Origin of the sequence: Acinetobacter sp. HY1485, from assembly GCF_027568475.1 — a bacterium.
Classification (GTDB): Bacteria; Pseudomonadota; Gammaproteobacteria; order Pseudomonadales; family Moraxellaceae; genus Acinetobacter.
In genome coordinates this window covers 25,644-45,358 of the sequence record NZ_JANKZG010000012.1, presented here as the reverse complement: position 1 = coordinate 45,358, position 19,715 = coordinate 25,644, and the positions used below count along the sequence as shown (strand labels likewise).

General features: G+C 37.6%; 19 protein-coding genes and 1 pseudogene. 15 read left to right on the top strand and 5 right to left on the bottom strand.

What is annotated here, in order from left to right; translation table 11 throughout:
• Positions 1-782: 782 nt before the first annotated feature.
• The 7 genes and pseudogenes from PCI70_RS11015 (at position 783) to polA (ending at position 8,521) form a co-directional block, all read left to right on the top strand.
• Entirely contained in the window at positions 783-1,649 is an 867-nt protein-coding gene (locus PCI70_RS11015; RefSeq protein ID WP_269915385.1) for an MlaA family lipoprotein, read from the top strand.
• Positions 1,650-1,703: 54 nt separating this feature from the next.
• Entirely contained in the window at positions 1,704-2,672 is a 969-nt protein-coding gene (gigA, locus tag PCI70_RS11010) for an RsbU family protein phosphatase GigA (protein WP_269915384.1), read from the top strand.
• Between the two features lie 78 nt (positions 2,673-2,750).
• Complete coding sequence (gigB, locus tag PCI70_RS11005; protein WP_269915383.1) at positions 2,751-3,254, top strand: anti-anti-sigma factor GigB; 504 nt, start codon at positions 2,751-2,753, stop codon at positions 3,252-3,254.
• A complete protein-coding gene (locus PCI70_RS11000) occupies positions 3,251-4,066 on the top strand; it encodes a carbon-nitrogen hydrolase family protein (RefSeq protein WP_269915382.1) in 816 nt (271 codons plus the stop codon). Before gigB ends, PCI70_RS11000 begins: the two co-directional genes overlap by 4 nt.
• A 41-nt stretch (positions 4,067-4,107) precedes the next feature.
• The gene (locus tag PCI70_RS10995) at positions 4,108-4,902 is read left to right on the top strand and encodes a hypothetical protein (RefSeq protein WP_269915387.1); all 795 of its coding nucleotides are present in this window, start codon (positions 4,108-4,110) and stop codon (positions 4,900-4,902) included.
• An 8-nt stretch (positions 4,903-4,910) separates the two neighbouring features.
• A pseudogene (locus tag PCI70_RS10990) lies at positions 4,911-5,753 on the top strand (mechanosensitive ion channel family protein); the annotation flags it as partial.
• A gap of 44 nt (positions 5,754-5,797) precedes the next feature.
• Positions 5,798-8,521 carry a DNA polymerase I gene (gene polA / locus PCI70_RS10985; protein WP_269915380.1) on the top strand — a complete coding sequence of 908 codons (2,724 nt, stop codon included), beginning with the start codon at positions 5,798-5,800 and terminating at the stop codon, positions 8,519-8,521.
• A 540-nt stretch (positions 8,522-9,061) separates the two neighbouring features.
• Here the strand turns inward: polA and PCI70_RS10980 are convergent.
• Positions 9,062-10,066, bottom strand: coding sequence for a metallophosphoesterase (locus tag PCI70_RS10980; protein ID WP_269915379.1), 1,005 nt, complete (start codon positions 10,064-10,066; stop codon positions 9,062-9,064).
• 31 nt (positions 10,067-10,097) lie between these two features.
• Between PCI70_RS10980 and PCI70_RS10975 the strand changes: the two genes are divergently transcribed.
• Complete coding sequence (locus tag PCI70_RS10975; protein ID WP_442865214.1) at positions 10,098-11,699, top strand: phospholipase D family protein; 1,602 nt, start codon at positions 10,098-10,100, stop codon at positions 11,697-11,699.
• Here the strand turns inward: PCI70_RS10975 and PCI70_RS10970 are convergent, their stop codons facing one another.
• Complete coding sequence (locus PCI70_RS10970; protein WP_269915377.1) at positions 11,700-12,485, bottom strand: lysophospholipid acyltransferase family protein; 786 nt, start codon at positions 12,483-12,485, stop codon at positions 11,700-11,702. It abuts the gene before it with no gap.
• Between the two features lie 138 nt (positions 12,486-12,623).
• Here PCI70_RS10970 and PCI70_RS10965 point away from each other — a divergent pair, with 138 nt between their 5' ends.
• The 3 genes from PCI70_RS10965 (at position 12,624) to PCI70_RS10955 (ending at position 14,667) form a co-directional block, all read left to right on the top strand.
• Positions 12,624-12,761: a hypothetical protein gene (locus PCI70_RS10965; protein WP_269915376.1), complete on the top strand. Its 138-nt coding sequence runs from the start codon at positions 12,624-12,626 to the stop codon at positions 12,759-12,761.
• A 38-nt stretch (positions 12,762-12,799) separates the two neighbouring features.
• Complete coding sequence (gene hflX / locus PCI70_RS10960) at positions 12,800-14,125, top strand: ribosome rescue GTPase HflX (protein WP_269915375.1); 1,326 nt, start codon at positions 12,800-12,802, stop codon at positions 14,123-14,125.
• A gap of 101 nt (positions 14,126-14,226) precedes the next feature.
• Positions 14,227-14,667 carry a DUF2147 domain-containing protein gene (locus tag PCI70_RS10955; RefSeq protein WP_269915374.1) on the top strand — a complete coding sequence of 147 codons (441 nt, stop codon included), beginning with the start codon at positions 14,227-14,229 and terminating at the stop codon, positions 14,665-14,667.
• Here PCI70_RS10955 and PCI70_RS10950 read toward each other — a convergent pair.
• From PCI70_RS10950 to pdxA, 3 genes are read right to left on the bottom strand one after another with little or no spacing between them, the layout of a single operon-like run.
• A complete protein-coding gene (locus PCI70_RS10950; protein WP_269915373.1) occupies positions 14,613-15,467 on the bottom strand; it encodes a symmetrical bis(5'-nucleosyl)-tetraphosphatase in 855 nt (284 codons plus the stop codon). The two genes, PCI70_RS10955 and PCI70_RS10950, sit on opposite strands and share 55 nt — an antisense overlap.
• Position 15,468: 1 nt before the next feature.
• The gene (gene rsmA / locus PCI70_RS10945) at positions 15,469-16,281 is read right to left on the bottom strand and encodes a 16S rRNA (adenine(1518)-N(6)/adenine(1519)-N(6))-dimethyltransferase RsmA (RefSeq protein ID WP_269915372.1); all 813 of its coding nucleotides are present in this window, start codon (positions 16,279-16,281) and stop codon (positions 15,469-15,471) included.
• Between the two features lie 15 nt (positions 16,282-16,296).
• Complete coding sequence (pdxA, locus tag PCI70_RS10940) at positions 16,297-17,268, bottom strand: 4-hydroxythreonine-4-phosphate dehydrogenase PdxA (RefSeq protein WP_269915371.1); 972 nt, start codon at positions 17,266-17,268, stop codon at positions 16,297-16,299.
• Between the two features lie 440 nt (positions 17,269-17,708).
• Here pdxA and rplM point away from each other — a divergent pair, with 440 nt between their 5' ends.
• The 4 genes from rplM to PCI70_RS10920 all read left to right on the top strand — a co-directional run bounded on the left by rplM (position 17,709) and on the right by PCI70_RS10920 (position 19,712).
• A complete protein-coding gene (gene rplM, locus PCI70_RS10935) occupies positions 17,709-18,137 on the top strand; it encodes a 50S ribosomal protein L13 (RefSeq protein ID WP_269915370.1) in 429 nt (142 codons plus the stop codon).
• Between the two features lie 12 nt (positions 18,138-18,149).
• Positions 18,150-18,536, top strand: a complete 387-nt coding sequence (rpsI, locus tag PCI70_RS10930; RefSeq protein WP_016654987.1) for a 30S ribosomal protein S9 — start codon at positions 18,150-18,152, stop codon at positions 18,534-18,536.
• Between the two features lie 115 nt (positions 18,537-18,651).
• Positions 18,652-19,296: a glutathione S-transferase N-terminal domain-containing protein gene (locus PCI70_RS10925; RefSeq protein WP_269915369.1), complete on the top strand. Its 645-nt coding sequence runs from the start codon at positions 18,652-18,654 to the stop codon at positions 19,294-19,296.
• A gap of 8 nt (positions 19,297-19,304) precedes the next feature.
• Positions 19,305-19,712: a ClpXP protease specificity-enhancing factor gene (locus tag PCI70_RS10920; protein WP_269915368.1), complete on the top strand. Its 408-nt coding sequence runs from the start codon at positions 19,305-19,307 to the stop codon at positions 19,710-19,712.
• Positions 19,713-19,715: the final 3 nt, after the last annotated feature.

Sequence of the window (19,715 nt, the reverse complement as noted above, 5' to 3'; positions counted from 1 at the left end):
ATTACTAGCAATATTCGCTCAAATAAATTTTCGAGTAAATTCTTACTAATTGTAACCAATGATTTTAATTTATCAGTGATCAATCAGTAAAAATCCACACAAGTTGTTCTTCAATTCTCTTAATGATCTTCTCGCTAATTCGTCATCAGCAAGCTAGGTCGGCTATGTTACTCGATTTAAAATCTTTGTCAACATGTTTTTTCAGCTTCTTCGTAATTCGTTGTTTCTTAACAACTTTTTCTCAGTCGCCCTGCCTATGGATACGCATTATAGACAATCCCTCACACAACTCAACCCTTTTTTTTACTTTTTTTAATGAACGATCACTTATAGTACGATTCGTAAGAAAATAAAGGGGTTTTGTTTAATTTATAGGCTTTTTCCCTACCGTTTTGAATGATTTATTTCTTTCTGTCCGTAAACAGATTGGGTTTTTAACTTTAAAAATCGAATTTATTAAGGCGATATTGCTAGTAATGACAGATTAAAATGACATGGTAAACACATTTTCAATTATTATATTTAGCTCTAACACTACTTCATCCCTTCCTTAGAAGATCAAAGTATCAAAGTATCAAAGTATCAAAGTATCAAAGTATCAAAGTATCAAAGTATCAAAGTATCAAAGTATCAAAGTATCAAAGTATCAAAGTATCAAAGTATCAAAGTATCAAAGTATCAAAGTATTGTTCATTAAAAATGACATTTTTCAGTTTTATATAACTTATTTTTTATTCATGTTATAAAATGCAAAGGTTTCTTCTATTTTTAGGTACTATTTTATGCGCCAATCTTGCATATGGTTAGCATCTTTTGTTTGTTTGGGCATGAGTTCTTCTTTGTATGCAAATGACACTCAACCGTCTGATGACACTATAACAACAACAGAAGTTGCAACTGAGAGTTCTTTTGCAACAACAACTAAAACAACGCGTCAATTGCGTCAACATCTAAAAGTTCTTTCTAATGAATTAAAGGTAGATGCAAATGCAGCCCAACCTGAGCATATTAAAGATCCATTTCAATCATTTAATCGTAAAATTTATAGCTTTAATGATTTCTTAGATCGTCATGCTTTACGCCCGATTGCTTTACAGTATAAAACTAAGGTGCCACAGGAAGTACAAGGCGCTTATGAAAATTTTCACGGTAATTTAGGTGAGCCTTGGAATGCGACTAACCAAGTAGTACAAGGTAAACCAATGAAAGCGCTTAAAACATTTGGACGTTTTACTTTAAATACACTTACCACATTAGGGTTAGGCGATCCTGCACGGCGTCTAGATCTACAACATGAAGGTGAAAGCCTAGGCACAACGTTAGGTTATTACGGTGTTCCATCCGGTCCTTATTTAATGTTACCTTTTTATGGCCCAAGTACATTGCGCGATGGGCTAGGCACGATTGTGGATAGTCAAGCACAAGTTCAACGATATGCCTTTGATGATTATCCAGGTTTATATTGGGGTGATTTAAGCCTAGCTGCAATTGATTTACGTAGTAATTTAATTGATATGGAAAGTGGTTTACAGGGTGATCGTTATTCTGCTATTCGTGATATTTACCTACAGCGTAAAAAATTTATAATTGCTGAAAAGAAAGGTACCGAAGATCAAGATGTTTCTTTTGTTAGTGATGCTACTGAGTAGAGTCATTCTGTAATTTAGCTTATGATTAATTTTTAGTTAGGTATATTTTCGCTTATGTATTTCATTCGCCCTACTCGTTCTGTTTCACATTTAGAACATGTGTTAAGTGCTTTACCGAGTGTACAGATGATTGATGTCGAAGATATTCCGCTTTACGAACAAAATATAATTGCAATTGCAGATGTGCAAGATTTTTTGAAATATCGTTGGCGGTTGCCTACTATTGTTTTGGCATTTGAACATGAAGGCTCTGCACTTGCAGAAGCATGGCAAGTGGGTGCTTTAGCAGGTTGGGTTTGGCATAAACTTCCTGAGCACCCTATCGTTGCGCTTGAAAAAATTGATGCTCAATATAAGCGAAATCAAGATAGTCGTGATTTACCTTCTGCAGCCGTTTTACAAAAAAAATTACTTCCTGACCCAATCCAAATTTCTAACTATGCAATTGACGCTTTTTTTAAACCATCTACTTATTTATCGGGTGATTGGTACGATTATTGGAAAATTAGTGATAAGGAAATTATCTTTTATTTAGCTGATGTGTCAGGACATGGTGTTACAAGCAGTTTGCTTACTTCTTGGATGGCAGCATTTCATGGACGTTCTAAAACGCCTAAAGAATTAATTAAAAAACTTAATAAAATGTTAGTACAAGAAAATATTGAAAAGCACATCACCATGATTACAGGCATTTTAAATTTTGAAACGCATACGTTACGTTGGTCAAGTGCTGGACATTATCCACCTGCTATTTTATTTAACCCAAACGAAGAGCCTATTATTTTAAATACCAGCAGTTTTCCTTTAGGGCTCACAGAAGATTTAGATGTTGAAGAATTTGAATGTAATTTAGCGAAAGATGCACGTTTTATTGTCTGCTCTGATGGTGCCTTAGAGTCGTACGATGGGGGATTAAACGAGCAATTTCAGCAACTTATTTTACACCTCAAAAATCATACGTTTACCCCACCACAACATGTGGCTGATGATATTGCTATTTTAAATATTTGTCGTTTGAAATAATGTGATGCATTCCCCCTCTTGAGTCTGCATATCGGCTATGGGATAATTTGACAATCCTTCTCAAAAAATGGCATATCTATGTCAACAGGTCATGTTGAATATGCAAGTTTGAATGGTACGCATTTTTTCAAAATTATTGGGGAAGTTCGTGCGCAATCTTGTATAAGTCTAGACAAACTATTGAGTAAGATTGAACAGCAATCTGATGTGATTGGTGCTGTGGTAGACTTAACTCAGACAACTTTTATTGACAGTACAGTTCTTGGTATTTTAGCCAAACTTGGTATTAAGCTTAAACAAGCCCATCATATTCAATCTGTTATGTTGTCGACTAATCCAGATATTACAACACTTGCAAACAGTATGGGTTTAGGACAGGTGTTTGTTATTTTAACGTGTAATGAAGAAACAGCTGTATGCACAAAAACATTGCCCGATGGTCAAGTGACTCAAGCCAATATGTTAAGCACTGTTTTAGATGCACACAAAACGCTTTGTCAACTTAGTGAAAGTAACCAAAATATTTTTGAACCCCTCGTTAAACAATTAGAAAAAGAATGTGAGTCATCTGAGCAAGTATGAACATCAAACTCTCTGTTGCACAAATGAGTTCTCAGGATTCAATTGAGGACAATTTTCAGCATGTTGAACATTTAATTCAACAAAGTGTTGCAACAGGTGCGAGTTTACTTGTTTTACCTGAGAATTTTGTTTGCTTTGCAGCAGGTAGACAACATGAAACCGCTGCACAGTTTGAAGTTATTCAACAACGTTTAGAACACCTAGCACATCAATATAATATTTGGCTGATTGCAGGTACCCTGCCATGTCCATTTAGACCAAATGGTACATCTGTGCCCAATGGTCGTGTTCGTACAACAAGCTTATGTATCTCCCCTGAAAAGACAGAAGCACGTTACGATAAAATTCATTTATTTGATGTAAACGTTTCTGATCATGTGGGTGGCTATCAAGAATCAACTTATTTTGAACCTGGTGATACACCTGTTACGGTAAGTACACCTTTTGGTACATTAGGTCTAATGGTTTGTTATGATTTACGTTTTCCCGAGTTAGCTCTTGCATTACGTCAACAAGGTGCACAAATTTTAACTGCCCCTGCCGCTTTTACATATCCGACAGGGCAAATGCACTGGCAGATATTATTGCAAGCACGTGCTATAGATACACAATGTTATGTCTTAGGTGCAGCTCAAGACGGTTGGCACGGTCAACGCCAAACATGGGGTCACTCTGCTATTGTGGACAGTCAAGGACATGTTTTGAGTCGTGCAACCAAACCGTATCAAGTAATCACTCATACATTTGACCTTGAAGAACAAGAACGTATCCGTTCGGCTATGCCTTTAATACAGCATCGTCGCTTAACTTAAAAGGAATCCCCGTGGTTGCTAAACCCGAAGAGCTACTTAGAATGCAACCCTCACAGTTCAAATGGTGGGGAGAATATGAGTTTGCAATTAATCAATCTCGTACGTGGCAATTTGGCTCACTTCTTTTTCGTTTAACACGTCATGCCCAAGAATGGCGTATGGAATATCACCGCCCCGACACACAACACGATGATGAACAAAGTTGGCGCGAAATTCTAGATCCTACGTTTCAACTGCCCAAACCGACACATATTGAACGCTATATGTTTCGAAAAACTCAAGATAAGTTTCAGATTATGCCTCGTTTGGCAGATCATTCCGTTGTGATCCGTCCGATAGAACCAATTTATGTTCCTGCAGGACAAAAGGGCTTGCTGTACATTAGTACACCTTTATGGATTGCAGGATTTGTACAGGGACAAAAAGAACCAGTTTTTGACTTACCTGTTATTCAACCTAAAGAAACATGGTTTGGACCTGATACACGTACAGGCGAATTATGCTATGCCGCTGATGTAAATGGTGTAACAGATTTAGAACCCCTTGTACGGCGTGCCTTTCGTGCAGTCACGCCTATTATTTTTCATAATACCAGTCACGAACAGCTGCGTTTTGACCGTATGAATATTCCTGTTGTGGCACTACCGCTATTTTTTAGTGAAAGTACAAGTCGTTTATGGACATCTCATATTAAAGTTGTGCATGATACTTCTGACCGTCCACCGCGTGTACGAATTGAAAACCGCACACCACCACGCGCAGGTGAAGTTACCTATGTACATCCACCACGTTCACCCGGTGGTGTATTATTTAATATGTTCGATTCGTTCTTTTAAGGAATTTCATGGATAAAACACAAATTCCGCAAGATCTTGCACAAAGTCTAAAATCTATTTTTACGACCATTAATATGGATCGGATTAATGAAATTTTAGTTGCGATTTTACTGTGTGTTATCGGTTTCTTAGCTGCACGTTTAATTTCAAATACTTTTATCCGTACCGTTGGATTACGTTTTAATGCGCATCAGCGTATGGTGTGGCGACGTGGTATTTTTTACGCCATTTTTTTATTTTTTATTATTGCAGCTTTAAAAGAAGCAGGCTTTAAAGTTAGTGTCTTTTTAGGGGCAGCAGGAATTTTAACGGTTGCATTGGGTTTCGCTTCTCAAACCTCTGCCACCAACTTAATCAGTGGTTTATTTTTGATTGGCGAAGGCTCTTTTGAAGTAGGTGATACTATTCAAATGTCACTGATTCGCGGGCAAATTATTGAAGGTGCTGTGGTCTCAATTGACTTACTTTCAGTCAAGCTGATGACGATTGATAACACTTATATTCGTGTACCGAACGAACAACTAATTCGAACACCTGTTTATAATTTATCTAAATATCCAATCCGCCGTATTCCGATTACACTCGCTATTAATTTTGATGAAAATCTGACACAAGTACGTGAAGTGCTGATGAAAACTGCAAAAGATTACCACTTAGTTCTAGACGATCCCAAACCACAAATGGCTGTCTCAAGTTTTGCAGAATCTGCCATTGAACTGACGTTTTCTGTGTGGTGTCAGCAAGAAAGATACGGCGATGTACAAGATGAACTCTTAGAACGTATTCGCAATAGTTTAATTGATAACCAAATTCACCTTTCTGTACCTAAAATGGGGTTTGTAAATTCACCCGATGTTTTTGTACAGCAAAATAACTAATTTTTAGGAAATTTAGCATGCCACCATTTGTTTTGGTCGATGGTTCTTATTTTTTATTCCGTGCTTATCACGCTGTTCCCCCTCTTACAACTTCGACTGGTTTACATACCAATGCAGTACGAGGAGCTATTGCAGCCATCCAAAAATTGATGCGCCGTATGCAGCCCACACATATGGCTGTGATATTTGATACGCCTGAGCCAACATTTCGCCATAAACTTTCGCCTATTTATAAAGGTGATCGTCCTGCAATGCCTGAAGATTTAGCTGAGCAAATTCCATATTTACATCAACTTATTCGTGCTTTAGGTATCCCTGTTTATAGTCTTGCAGGCGCAGAGGCAGATGATATTATTGGTACACTCACCAAGCGTGCTGAAAAAGAAGGACACGATGTCCTTATTTCAACAGGCGATAAAGATATGGCGCAATTAGTCAATGAGCGTGTCAAACTTGAAGATAGTTTTAGAGAACGTGTACTTGATATTGAAGCAGTCAAAGAAAAATTTGGTGTAGAGCCTTGCCAAATTATTGACTACCTAACCTTAATGGGCGATGCCTCTGACGGGATATTAGGTGTACCGGGTGTTGGACAAAAAACAGCGGCTAAACTTTTAAATGAATACGGCACACTCCAAAATATTTTAGACAATACAGCCAATATTAAAGGACGCGTAGGCAAAAACCTTGATGAAAACCGCGATAACATCAAAGTTGATCATCAGCTTGCCACCATTGTGTGCGACTTAGACCTTGCTTTGCAGTGGGAAGATTTAAAACTGAGCCACCCACGTGTAGAAGAATTACGCCGTTTATATACAGAACTTGAATTTCGTAATCAGTTACAGTCTTTAGACCACCCAAACAACCCTGACAATCAAGCCTTCAAACAACAAAAAGTAGAAGATCAAGCACAACTGACTAGCCAAGATGACCAATTAGGTCAGGCAAAATACCATATTGTACTTGATAGCACGGCGTGGACAGCTTTGCTTGCACGTATGCAACAAGCCCAAAAATTTGCCATTGATACCGAAACAACAAGTTTAGATTATCGCTTTGCAGAAATGGTGGGATTCTCAATTGCGTTTGACGCAAAAGAAGCCTACTACGTGCCACTGGCTCACGATTACGAAAATGCACCGCAACAGCTCGACCGTGAACACATTCTAAGCCAAATTAAACCCATCTTAGAAAATTCAAATGTTCAAAAAATTGGGCATCATTTAAAATATGATGCACATATTTTCAAAAATCACGGCATCCATTTAAAAGGTTGGTATTTTGATACCATGCTTGCCTCATATGTGCTGAACGCTACAGCAACGCGTCATGGAATGGACGATGTAGCACGTTTATATTTAAGCCATCTGACCACAACTTTTGAACAAATTGCAGGTAAAGGGGCTAAACAAAAAACCTTTAACCAAATTGAAATTGAAGTTGCAGGACACTACGCTGCCGAAGATGCACATGTAACCTATCGTTTGTACGAAGTACTCAATGAAAAATTACAAGCCTTCCCAACCCTATTACACATCTTGCATAAGGTAGAAGTGCCTGTAGCCGAAATTTTAACGGCGATGGAAGAAGATGGCATTCAACTTAACCCTGCTTTTTTGGGTGATCTAAGTGCAAAATTTTCTGAAAAAATGCAATCTTTAGAACATACAGCCACAGAACTTGCAGGGCAAAGCTTTAATATTGCTTCGCCAAAACAAGTCGGCGAAATTTTATTTGATAAACTTGGTATTGCAGGCGGTAAAAAAACTGCATCAGGGCAATATAGTACGAGTGAAAGCGTACTCGAAAAATTAGAACACCCAATTGCAGAAACGATTTTGGAATATCGTGGACTTGCAAAACTTAAAAGCACCTACACAGACCGTCTAGTAGAACAAGCTAACCCACGTACAATGCGTGTTCATACAAGCTATCATCAAGCCATTACAGCAACAGGTCGTTTGTCCTCATCAGACCCTAACCTACAAAATATTCCAATTCGTGGTGAAATAGGTCGTCAAATTCGTCAAGCTTTTATTGCACCGCAAGGGCGCGTCATTTTAGCAGCCGATTATTCACAAATTGAATTACGTTTAATGGCACATTTTTCTCAAGATGAAGCGTTACTTGATGCATTTCAAAATAATCAAGATATCCATCAACGTACAGCTGCCGAAGTTTTAGGTATCGCACTTGATGACGTCACTGCCGATCAACGCCGTCAGGCAAAAGCGGTGAATTTTGGTTTACTTTACGGTATGTCTGAATTTGGGTTAATTCGTCAACTTGGGTTTACCCGTGAAGAATCTAAGGCATATATCAAAGAATATTTCCATCGCTATCCGGGGGTGTACGAATATATGCAACGTACCCGCCAAGTGGCTTTAGAACAGGGCTTTATTGAAACACTACTTGGACGCCGTTTATACACACCTGATATTAAAGCACGTAATGTTATGGTACGAAAAGCAGCTGAACGTGCTGCCATTAATGCCCCATTACAAGGTAGTGCTGCCGATATCATTAAACTTGCTATGATCAAAGTAAATGAAATTCTGCCACATGATCAGGCAAAACTTTTATTGCAAGTACACGATGAACTTGTATTTGAAGTAGATGAAGCAATTGCAGACGAACTCACACCTAAGATTATAGAAGCAATGACATCTGTACTTATGCTCTCTGTTCCATTAGAAGTTGAGGTTGGACGTGGTTTAAATTGGGATGAAGCACACTAAACATTAACAAACCGTTGCGAAAACACAGCAAACCATGCCAATAAAGTATGGTAAAAATAAAGTGTTCCTAAGGCTTATTGGATATACCCTCCAACCAATAAGCCTGTTTGTTGATCCTTCTACGTGTATTCAAGAAGGATCTTTTTTTGTGTCTGAAATCATATAAATAATGTTCCCGTTATCGGAAAGACAAAAACAAGTGTGCTTTTGGAGGTAAGTAGATTGTAACTCTAAACCTACAGTTGGCGATAAACCTTTGTTTCTAAAATATAGTTTGATACAACACCGAACCCCAATGAACGCATTAATATCGTAAACGATAATTCACATAAAAATGATTTTGTACCTGTAGCATTTGAAAGTGGTAAACATGTAGTTAATAAAACCACATATTTACTAATTACCTTCTTTTTAGGTGACTTAGGTGTTCAAAATTGGCTTAGGTATCGTTTATCTGCTATTTTGTTGGACTTATATTCCATCTATCATTGCATTAATTGAGTTTATTTTGCAAACCTGCCGATGCACACGGCAGAATTGTTATTTAAGCTCAATAATATCCACTGTCGGGCGGATTAAAAATCTAAATGGTACACCCACCATACCCGTTCCAACAGTGACATAAACATCTGCATTTTTATGCTGATATAAACCTTTATTATGTCCCACAATTGAAATTTGTTTTAATACATGGGCTGTAAGCCATGGTATATAAACTTGCCCACCATGCGTATGCCCTGACAACATCAAAGGATGTGTTGGCAGTTGAGGTACCATTTCCACGGTATCAGGATTATGCGATAAAATGATCCATGGCTTATCTTGCGGTAGCTTACCCATCATTTCCATATCACTTTTACCTGCCCACATATCACCCACACCAATTAAGCGAAACTCATCAAATTCAATTACTTTCTTTTCAATATCCATGACATTGTTTTGATGTAATGCATCTGCAAGCAACTGCTGAATAGGAGGTCCAGGAACTTCTTCATCATGGTTACCATTGACCGAATATACAGGCGCTTTAATCTCTTTTAGCATATAAAGCTCATCAGCTAGTGTATTTTCAGGCTCGTATGTCCAATCTCCTGCGACAACCACCAAATCGGGCTGTTCTTGGTTAATCTTTTCTACAACGCGTTTGAGTTGCGACTCATGGCCAGAAAACAACCCCACATGTACATCAGCAATTAATGCAATTTTAACAGGATGTTGCAGTGGTTTATCCCAAGAATAAGAGGTATGTTTTACCTGAATCCAATTAGGTTCAATAAAGCGTGCATAAATAATCAATACACTAATAATCAGCAACGAAATTCCCTGTGCCCAAGAAAAGCGACCTAAATAAATTCCCGCAATACTAAAAACTGCCATCGGGAAAAATAAATAAGTTTGGTAAAACACAAATAAATGTAAAAAGGCTTTATATGGATGAATCGTTTCGGTTTTTGCCTGACTTTGCCATGCTTGTATCCCTGCCCAAATTGCAACGAGTGCAAAAATGATATAGAAGGTAAAAATAATTACTTTAGAATAGCTCATCTATACGTTCATCCAGATCATGTTTACCTATATGTATTTTATGCCAAAAAATCAAAAACAACATTCTTGTTTAAAAAAAAGCCTGATTGCATTAGGTCTAATCTTGTCATTGGGTGGATGCAGTACATTGCCCCATCAAACCACTCAAAAACTGACTTATGTATCCGATATTGATACATCTCAAACCGATTTAGCACAACTTATCACACCCTTACGGAATAAAAACCCCGAACTAACAGGCTACCATATTTTATTTGATCCTTTAGAAGCAATCGCAGCGCGATTAAGTCTTATCAATAAAGCCCAAAAAACGCTTGATTTACAATATTACATTTGGGATAACGATAAAATTGGTGCATTGGCCTTATATGAAATCATCAGAGCTGCCGACCGTGGCGTTAAAGTACGTCTATTAATTGACGACAATAATGCCAAAAAGATGGAAGGCATTTTATTGGCGTTAAATCAACATGTTAACATTGAAGTAAAGCTATACAATCCTTACAAATTTCGAAATTTCCGTCCTTTAGATATGGTCATTGATCTAAAACGGATCAATCGCCGTATGCACAATAAGAGCTTTATTGTAGATCATCAAATTGCGCTTATTGGTGGTCGCAACATGAGTAATCAATACTTTTTTACCAGTGATAAATATCAATTTTCTGATATGGATGTCATGCTTGTGGGTAAAGCAGCAGATGAAATTTCAACTTCTTTTGATGATTATTGGAATGACACCTACGCTTATTCAGTTAAAGACATTGTTAATCCAAGGCAACATTCATTACGTTACCCAGAATTAAAAGCTCAACTCACGGCACATTACCAACGTATTACGGTACAAAACTACTTAAACCTTGCAAATCATGGCAATGCCTTTAATCAATGGCTTTATCACAATTTACAATTAGATTGGGTCAAAGCCGAAATTGTCAAAGATTCGCCTGCTAAAATTCATGGCACTGCACTTCCTGAGGAATATCTACAAGCCCAGCTGACCCAGCACATGAACGTGCCACATCATAATTTAGATATTATCTCAGCTTATTTTGTACCTGAAAAACAAGGTGCGACCATGCTTGGTTCTTTAGCAAAAAATGGTGTCAATGTACGCGTACTGACCAACTCATTTAAAGCCAATGATGTATGGCTTGTGCATGCATTTTATTCTAAATATCGTCAACCACTTTTAGAAAGTGGTGTCCATTTATATGAGTTTTTACCTGCTTTAGGTGCTAAAGCTTTAGGTCCTTACACTAAACTTTTATCTAAAGAAGCAAAGATTAGTTTAAAAGACCTTAGCCGTTCTAGTTTGCATGCCAAAATGATGGCTATGGACGACCAAGTATTTATTGGTTCTTTTAATTTAGACCCACGTTCATCTCGCCTTAACTCGGAGATTGGCGTATTACTCGATAGCCCACAACTCGCGCAAACTATTCATAACACCATGACACACGACATTACTTATTATAGTTATGAACTTGTACTCACGCCCGAGCAAAATATTGAATGGATTCGAGAAAAGAATAATCAAATTAAAATCTTTCCTAAAGAACCAGGGATGTCATGGTGGCAAAAATCAGGATTAACCTTTATTTCATGGTTACCTTTAGAAGGTATGATGTAATCATGCCTTGAGTACCAATTGATGCAAATCTTTAAGACCATTTTGCATGGCAGTTTGCACTGTTTCTGTTAAAGACTCTAACGTATGTCCTTCAACCGAAATTTGTGGCAGACACATCATGTGCACAATCACTTTTGGCATTTCTAAAACATTAAATATATGCTGTGCAAGCGATAAATCTCCTACATACGGTGTTACATCGTCTAGTTTTCCATCTTGATTGACATAACAGAGTAGTGCAATTTGCACAGGTTTTTGTGCATCTATGGCAGATGCCAATAAACGCCCATGAATTTTTTTAATATAAGTTCCATCAGTTGTGGTGGCTTCAGGAAAGAATAAAACAGGCGTGTCTTGTTTTAAAAACGCTGTAATTTGTTCCCGCACACGGCTTGAATCCCCCGAACCACGTTTGATAAACAATGTACCTCCACCTTTAGCCAACTTACCTAAGAGTGGCCAAGAGGCAATTTCCGCTTTTGCTAAGAAAAAGACACGCGCACCTGCACCTAACACGGGAATATCTAACCAAGACACATGATTACTCACCCAAAGTGCAGGCGTGTTGTGTGCTGTTTCTCCGTGTACTTGCAATTCAACATTAAATACTTTGCATAAATGACGGCAATATTTTTGAACATACTGTGTATTATTTGGATTATTTGGTTCTTTATATAAACCATAACGATAAACGGTATAAAACCCTGCCCCAATCGCACCAATGCTACTGCCTACTTTTTTTGTATAATGTAGTAAGCGTGATAAACCTTTTTTCTGTGCTGTCATAAAAATTTCAACGTAAAAAGATAGATCGCATTATACCTTTTTAGACAATTATTCAAAATTCCGAACAAAACAATAATAATTCTCAATTTCATTTAAACACATAAATCTCCTAAAATAAGACTCATATTAAGGAGATTTATGATGAAGACATTACAACATATTGAAAACAAAACTTTGTCACAACACGCATTTTCACACTTAAGAACTATTGTGGGTTGTGCTATTTTATATTCAGGCGCACTTATTGGACTAAGTAAAATTTTTACGATGTCATAAGTGCAGGCTATAAATTTAAAAAGTGAGTACTTATATCAGTGGAATATTTTGATCGACATCAAGGTGGTGAACGCGCAATTCTCGTCAGTGTAACTGTCCAAATGCTTAAAGATCTTGATGGCGAAGAATTTCAACTTTTAGCTAAATCTGCAGGTGCAGAAATTTTAGAACATATCACTGCACAACGGATCAAACCAGATCCAAAACTCTTTATTGGTTCAGGCAAAGCCGAAGAAATTGCAACGCTTGTTCACGACTTAGAAGTAGAATTGGTCATCTTTGATCATTCTCTTTCTCCCGGACAAGAACGTAACTTAGAAAAAATATTAAAATGCCGTGTCATTGACCGTACAGGTTTAATTTTAGATATATTTGCTCAACGCGCCCGTACGCATGAAGGTAAATTGCAAGTTGAACTTGCACAGCTTGAACACCTATCAACTCGTTTAGTTCGCGGTTGGACACATTTAGAGCGTCAAAAAGGTGGTATTGGTTTACGTGGACCAGGTGAATCTCAGTTAGAAACTGACCGCCGTTTACTACGTGTACGCATGACTCAATTACAAAGTAAACTCGATAAAGTTCATCAAACTCGTATTCAAGGACGTGCTGCCCGTCAAAAAGCGGATATCCCAACGGTATCGCTAGTCGGTTATACCAATGCAGGTAAATCAACATTATTTAATATTCTAGCGCAAAGCGAGGTTTATGCCGCAGATCAGCTATTTGCGACACTTGACCCAACGTTACGCCGTTTAAATTGGGATGGGATTGGAGCACTTGTACTTGCAGATACAGTCGGTTTTGTACGTGATCTTCCACACTCATTGGTTGAATCTTTTAAAGCAACATTAGAAGAAACATTAGAAGCAACCTTACTGCTCCATGTAATTGATAGCAGTAGCCCTGATGTTTTAGAGCAAATCGAAGCCGTTGAAAGTGTACTTAAAGAAATTGGTGCAGATGTGCCTGTTTTACGTGTATATAATAAAATTGATCAATCAGGCGAAGATGCTAAAATTATTTATGCACAACCTAACTTGCCAGATCGGGTTTATGTTTCTGCACATTCAGGCGTGGGACTAGATAAATTACGTCAAGCAGTCCAAGAATGTTTAGTTGGGCAAATTCAGACTTTCGATTTAGTGTTAAAACCTGCCTACGGTAAATTGAGAACACGTTTATACGAACTCAACGTCATTCAAAACGAAGCCTATGACGATGAAGGTAATCTAAATTTACGTGTGATTATTGCGCCCTCTAAACTTGAACAAATTGTAAGACAACTGCACTTACCTTTAGACGAGATTTTAGGCGAACGGGCAATACAATTTGAGCGACCTTTAGAAGAATTCGAACTTTAACCACGCAATAGCGTGGTTTTTTATTAAAACCTGATGTATTTTTATAATTATTGATGTTTAAATAACCGCCATAAAATAATATGTTTTATCAAGGATATAAAATGAATTTTAAATATATGGCTCTCTTAGTTGCTTTCATTACGCATACTGCTTGTGCAGAAGACATTTCTGGAGTTTGGAAACAATTTGATGATAAAACAGGTTCATCTAAAGCCATGATCGAACTTACTAAAGATAAAGCAGGTTTATATACAGGTAAAATTCTTAAAGTAACACCGCGCGAAGGTTATAAACCTAAGGAAACTTGTGTTAAGTGTCCTGCACCTTATACCAATCAACCTATTATTGGCTTAGATCTTATTCATAACTTAAAGGAAACAAAACCTGGTATTTATGAAGGTGGTAGAATTATTGATCCACTTACAGGAAAAATGTATGACCTTAAAGGTAAAATCAGTGCCAACCACAAACAACTTCAACTTCGTGGTTATATAGGCACATCAATGCTAGGGCGTACACAGGTTTGGTTTAAACAAGATTGATGCTCTAAACAATATGCAATGAGTTGCCCACCCCACACACAGCCTCCATCTACATTCTGAATTTTTGGGCTAACGGTTTGACCTTGTAAAGCTGCCCAATGCCCAAAAAATATTTGATGTGTTTTAGCTGTTGGGCTTGCAAACGTAAACCACGGCGCAAAGCCGTTTGGCATTGGTTCATCTAAACTGTCTTTAAAGCTAAACTCAAGCTCACCCAAATTAGATGTTAATCGCATGCGTGTTAAATAATTAACAATCGTTCGATAGCGTTTATTGCCTATTAACTGCTCTGACCATACTGTGGGAGCAGTATCATACATATGCTTTAAAAAATGATCTCGTTTTGACGATTTTAAAACTTGGCTCACTTCCTCAGCATATGTTTGCGTTTGCTGTGCTGTCCAAATACAAGGCACGCCTGCATGCGTTAAAATTGTATTTTGATTAGGAAACAAACACAAAGGTTGACAACATAACCAATCAATCAACTCATTACAATCTGGTGCATTTAAGATGTCATCTATTTTATCTTTAGGATTTACTTTTTTAAATCCACGCGCACAGGCAATTAATGTTAAATCATGATTACCTAAAACAGTTGCAGCAGCACCTTGTTCGCATAACTGTTTAACTAAACGAAGCGTTTTTAGTGAGTTTTCCCCACGCGCAACTAAGTCTCCTGCAAACCAAATAAAATCTTGCGTAGGATCAAATGCAATTTTTTTCAGAAGTTGTTTTAAACTTTCAAAACATCCCTGTAAATCGCCAATAATATAGTTGTAACGCTTCGCTTTTATCATTCTACCTCACCATTTGGTCAGATAACGCCACAAATTGTGCTAACGTCAGTGTTTCAGGACGTGCCATTGGACTAATACCTGTTAGCTCAAATGCATCTTCACTAATCATACCTTTAAGGCTGTTACGCAAAGTTTTACGACGTTGCGTAAATACATGAGAAACTAAACGTGCCAAAGCCTTTTCATTGTTTGCCACAATTGGTTTATCCGCATAGGGTATTAAGCGAAACACTGCACTCGTTACTTTTGGTGGTGGGTTAAAAGACCCCGGTGGTACTTCAAATAAAAATGTCGGCTTACAATAATACTGAATCATGACCGATAAACGCCCATATTCTTTTGTATTTGGGCTTGCAGTAATACGGTCAACCACTTCTTTTTGAAGCATAAAGTGCATATCTTGCACCTTGCCACCAAACTCTAAGAGATGAAACAAAAGTGGTGTAGAAATGTTGTATGGTAAATTACCTACAACACGTAGCGGTTTGTCTTCTTTAAACAGTTCATTAAAGTCAAACTTCAACGCATCTGCTTCTACAATGGTTAAACGCTCAGGATATGGCACTCGTCCGGGTAAACCTGCTGCTAAATCACGGTCAAGCTCAACCACAGTCAAGGCATCACACTCACCAATTAATGGCGATGTTAATGCTGCCAAACCCGGACCAATTTCCACAATATTTTCGCCCGGACGCGGGTTTACGGCACGTACAATTTTAGCAATCACACGCTGATCATGTAAAAAGTTCTGACCAAAACGCTTACGTGTATGATGCCCTTCTTCTTTAGGGTTGAGGGCATTAATTTGATACATAAAAAATTCCAAATACTAAATAGACTGAGCAAGATGTAATGCTAAATCAACAGCAACATGTAAACTTGAGCTTTGCGCTTGCCCTGTTCCTGCTAAAGAAAGTGCAGTGCCATGATCTACCGAAGTACGAATAAACGGTAAACCTAACGTAATATTAATGGCTTCACCAAACCCTTGCGATTTTAACACAGGTAAGCCCTGATCATGATACATTGCCAAAACAGCATCCGCATTTTTTAAATGGGTTGGTGTAAATAACGTATCAGCAGGTAAACATAAACTGATATCTTCACCTTGCTGTTGATACTGCTGTAATACAGGATTAATGACATCAATTTCTTCATGCCCTAAATAACCATTTTCACCTGCATGCGGATTAAGTCCACATACCAAAACTTTGGGTTGTTTAATTTGAAATTTTGCTCTTAAATCATGGAGCAAAATATCAATTACTTGTACCAAACGTTCTTTTGTAATCGCATCTGATACATCACGTAGTGGTAAATGTGTGGTCACTAGTGCAACACGTAAATTTTTAGTTGCAAGCATCATTACCACTTGCTCAACCTGTGCAAGCTCTTGGTAAAATTCTGTATGCCCACTAAAACCAATACCTGCTTCATTAATCACAGACTTTTGCACCGGTGCAGTTGCGATCCCTACACTTTTTCCTGTCAGTGCATATTCACCCGAGCGCTTAAGCTGTTCTAATACATAAACCGAATTTTGTGGATTAAGCTCACCATCCACCACCTCACAAGGTAAATCTATATGCTCCACATATAAGCTATTTATGGCAGAAGGATTTACTTGTCCAACATAATCAATCAAATTAATGTCTAAATTTAACCTTTGTGCACGTTTAACAAGAAGATTTTTATCTGCCAAAACCACAATAGGACGTACATCTTGGCGCTGTGCAAGACTCAAACAAATATCAGGACCAATACCTGCAGGCTCACCCGACGTTATATATAACGGTTTCATCTTATGAACTATCTTAAATTAAAACTTATCATTGAATGTAACACACCTATATGATGCAAATATTCAGAAACTCCTGTTCCTATACACATAACAACGAATAATCAAACTAATATACTTTTTTTCTTTTTATAAATATGAAAAGGTAGAAATTTCATACTGTCACCAATAGGAATATAAATTATACTTGCATAGACAAACACGAGTCCAACGTCCACGCTTTTATAACCCTACCTGATTCCAAGTATCCCTAAAAAATAAAAGGTATATAAAGTAGTTACTAAAAGTATTTTAAAGAGTCTTCTGCTTTCATTTGATATTTTTCTTTAAGGCGAATTTATTCAATCAGATGATTGTGATTTACCACAATATCATATAAAATCTGCACTCCTTTTGTTTGGACGGCTTTTTTGTCCAAACCAACTATAATAGGTATGAAGTTCATGAAAACTCTCAGCGCGAAGCCAGCTGAAGTTCAACACGACTGGTACGTTGTTGATGCTTCTGGTAAAACTCTTGGTCGTTTAGCGACTGAAATTGCTCGTCGTTTACGCGGTAAGCACAAGACATCTTTTACTCCACACGTAGACACTGGTGATTACATCGTTGTAATCAACGCTGAAAATGTTCACGTAACTGGTAAAAAGTCGCAAGACAAAAAATACTATCGCCACACTGAATTCCCAGGCGGTTTAAAAGAAACTAATTTTGAAAAATTAGTTGCTCACAAACCTGAAGAGATCTTACAACGCGCTGTTAAAGGCATGTTGCCAAAAGGTCCTCTTGGTTATGCAATGATCAAGAAGATGAAAGTGTATGCTGGTAGCGAGCACCCTCATACTGCTCAACAGCCACAAGTTTTGGACATCTAAGGGATACAGCACATGGCTACTAATTATGGTACAGGTCGCCGTAAGACCGCAACTGCACGTGTTTTCTTGTCAGCTGGTACTGGTAAACTCGTAATTAACAATCGTTCTTTAGAGCAATATTTCGGTCGTGAAACTGCTCAAATGGTTGTTCGTCAACCTCTAGAACTTTTAGAAGCAACTGGTAAATATGACCTTTACATCACTGTTAAAGGTGGTGGTATCGGTGGTCAAGCTGGTGCAATCCGTCACGGTATTACTCGTGCACTTATCGCATCTGATGAGACTTTAAAACCTGCTCTTCGTCAAGCTGGTTTCGTTACTCGTGATGCTCGTGAAGTTGAACGTAAGAAACTTGGTTTACGTAAAGCACGTAAGCGTCCTCAATTCTCTAAACGTTAATCGTTTACAGATTTGGACAAAAAGCCTCGGTTATTACCGAGGTTTTTTTATTAGTCCGTGATTTTGCATGCTATTTTTAGTATGCTTGTTTATTCAATTTTCTTGTTATTGTTTTATGGCATTAGAAACTCAAGGTCTTACGCTCTTTAGCCATGCAGATGACTTTCGCTCACATTGGGTACGTTTTGTTCTTGCCGAAAAAGAAATTAAACACGAGCTCATTTTAGTTGATTACGATGACGAAGACCTCGCCTCTTTAAATCCTTATAATAATTTACCCATGTTGCTTGATCAGGGTTCAAAACTTTTTAATACAGCGATTATTACTGAATACTTAGACGACCGTTACCGGCAAACCAAACTTTATGCAGATGCACCTGTTGAACGTGCAGAACAACGTCAATATATTTGGCGCTTTGAACAAGATTGGTTTCGTCTTGCAGATATCATGCTCAAACATGCAGATACATTAGATCCAAAACAAAAAAATGCTGCTCAAAAAAAATTACAAGACACACTTATTTCTCTCACACCGCTTTTTCAGCATTTTCCATTTTTTATGTCTGAACAGTTTTCTATTTTAGATTGTATGATTGCACCTATGTTATTACGCTTAGAAAGTATGGGTGTGAGCTTACCTCAAGCACAATGTCGCGCTATTTATCTATACATGCAGCGTGTATTTAATCGTACAGCCTTTGTCAAAGCCATGACATTACAAGAAAAAAATCGTTATAGTAAATTTATTGTAAAATCTTAGAGAATCGTATGTCTGAGCAAGAATTAAATGTAACACCTACGCGCCCATATTTAGCGCGAGCTATTTATGAATGGATTTGTGACAACCAACTCACGCCACACTTACTTGTTGATGCAACGCAAAAAAATACAATTGTGCCTGCACAGTTTGTAAAAGATGGGCAAATTGTTTTAAATGCTGCACCACATGCAGTACATCAATTTCATACGGATAATGAAGTAATTACATTCTCTGCACGTTTTGGTGGTGTATCACAAAATCTGTATATTCCTTTTTCAGCTTTGATGGGAATCTATGCGCGTGAAAATGGACAAGGGCTGTTTTTTGATCCAACAGAATATGATCATATACAACAACAATCACAACCTGAACCAACACCTCCAAAAAAATCTAAACTTCGAATTGTTGAGGATTAAAAA